General features: G+C 61.9%; 2 protein-coding genes and 1 pseudogene. All 3 read left to right on the forward strand.

Annotated elements, in window-relative coordinates:
- The coding region (locus RMO57_RS07905) for an Hsp70 family protein (protein ID WP_310385627.1) at positions 1 to 345 on the forward strand (345 nt) is incomplete at its 5' end.
- 125 nt (positions 346 to 470) lie between these two features.
- Entirely contained in the window at positions 471 to 1,634 is a 1,164-nt protein-coding gene (dnaJ, locus tag RMO57_RS07910) for a molecular chaperone DnaJ (protein ID WP_310385629.1), read from the forward strand.
- 195 nt (positions 1,635 to 1,829) lie between these two features.
- Positions 1,830 to 2,019 (forward strand): annotated as a pseudogene (locus RMO57_RS07915) (response regulator); the annotation flags it as partial.

A 2,019-nucleotide genomic window follows, 5' to 3' on the forward strand; every position in this document is an offset into this window, starting at 1 on the left:
GCCCGCAACCAGGCCGACGGCATGGTGCACTCGGTCAAGAAGTCGCTGACCGAGCATGGCGACAAGCTCGAAGCGGCCGAAAAGGAAGCGATCGAAGCGGCTATCAAGGCGGCCGAAGAAGCCATCAAGGGCGAGGACAAGGCCGATATCGAAGCCAAGACCGAAGCCCTGATGACAGCCAGCCAGAAGTTGGGCGAGAAGGTCTATGCCGAATCGCAAGCGGCGCAGGCTGCGGCGGCCGGTGCAGCACCTGAAGGTGCGGCCGAGCAGCCACAGGCTTCAGCGAAACCGGCCGACGACAATGTCGTCGACGCCGAGTTCAAGGAAGTCAAAGACTCGAAGTGAAGTTCTTGACGCGCCAAACCCGTTGCGAGAACGAGTTTGGCCGTCACCGCCGCCGCGTCGCAGCCCCGGGTCTATTCCCAAAAGCTCGTCGCGGCGCTGTTATTTGATATGCACGGATCTGGTTCATGGCAAAGCGTGACTATTACGAAGCCCTCGGTGTCGCGAAAAACGCGACCGAGGACGAAATCAAAAAGGCCTACCGCAAGCTGGCCATGAAGTTCCACCCCGACCGCAATCAAGGCGATGGGGCGAAGAAGGCCGAGGAGCAATTCAAGGAAGGCAAGGAAGCCTACGAGATGCTCTCCAACCCGCAAAAGCGGGCGGCCTACGACCAGCATGGTCATGCCGGCGTGGATCCGAATATGGGCGGCCGGGGCGGCGCGGGTGGCGAAGGCTTTGGCGGCTTCGCTGAAGCCTTCGGCGATATCTTTGGTGACATCTTCAACGGCGGCGGTGGCGGTGGAGCAGGCGGCGCCGGTCGGCGCACCGGCGGTGGTCAGCAGGTCTACCGCGGCAGTGACTTGTCCTACGCGATGGAAATCACGCTAGAAGAAGCGGCGCGCGGCAAGGAATCACAAATCCGCATCCCTAGCTGGGAAAGCTGCGAGACCTGCAGTGGCAGCGGCGCCAAGCCCGGCACCAGCGCCAAGACCTGCGGCTCCTGCAATGGCGCTGGCACCGTGCATATGCGCCAAGGCTTTTTCTCGGTGCAGCAGACCTGCCCGCATTGCCACGGCACCGGCAAGATCATTCCCGACCCTTGCACGGCCTGCAACGGCCAAGGCAAGGTCAAGAAGAGCAAGACCTTGGAAGTCAAGATTCCGGCCGGCATCAATGAAGGCATGCGCATTCGCTCGGCCGGCAATGGTGAGCCCGGCGTCAACGGCGGCCCAGCCGGCGATCTCTACATCGAGATTCGCCTGAAGGCACATGACATCTTCGAGCGCGACGGCGACGATCTGCACTGCACGATGCCGACACCGCTGACCACGGCAACTTTAGGTGGCAGCATCGAAGTGCCGACCTTGGGCGGCAAGGCCGAGATCGACCTGCCCGAAGGCACGCAGCACGGCAAGACCTTCCGCCTGCGCGGTAAGGGCATCAAGGGCGTGCGCTCCAGTTATCCGGGTGACTTGTACTGTCACATCAGCGTGGAGACGCCGGTCAAGCTGACCGAGCATCAACGCAAACTGATGAAGGAGCTGGACAAGTCCTTCCGTGACGGCGGTGAACGCCATTCGCCCAACACCAAGAGCTGGGGCGACCGGGTCAAGGACTTGTTCAAGTAACCCCACGACTCAGCCGGAACCAAAAGCGCCCTCAGCCAAACCCGGCCAGGGCGCTTTTTTGTGTCATCCTCCCGATACCGGGATGACACCGATTCATGTTCCCAAAGGCCCGGCCGATATGTTCGGAGTGAGAAGCCCCGACCCCATGTCCACCTCGACGCAAATGATGCATCGCATCCTGCCAAGGAGCCCCTCATGGCGATGATGGACGCCGAGATACAAAGCGCCTGCGCGTTGATCATCGACAGCAACGCGACCTCGCGCAGCCTGATGGCCGCGCAGCTGCGCGACCTAGGCGTCGCACAGGTGCGTCAAGCGACGCGCATCACGGACGCTCGCGTGATCCTAGAGCACAAGGCCTACGACATCGTGCTGTGCGACTATC

The organism is Roseateles sp. (assembly GCF_031397715.1).
Taxonomy (GTDB): domain Bacteria; phylum Pseudomonadota; class Gammaproteobacteria; order Burkholderiales; family Burkholderiaceae_C; genus Paucibacter_A.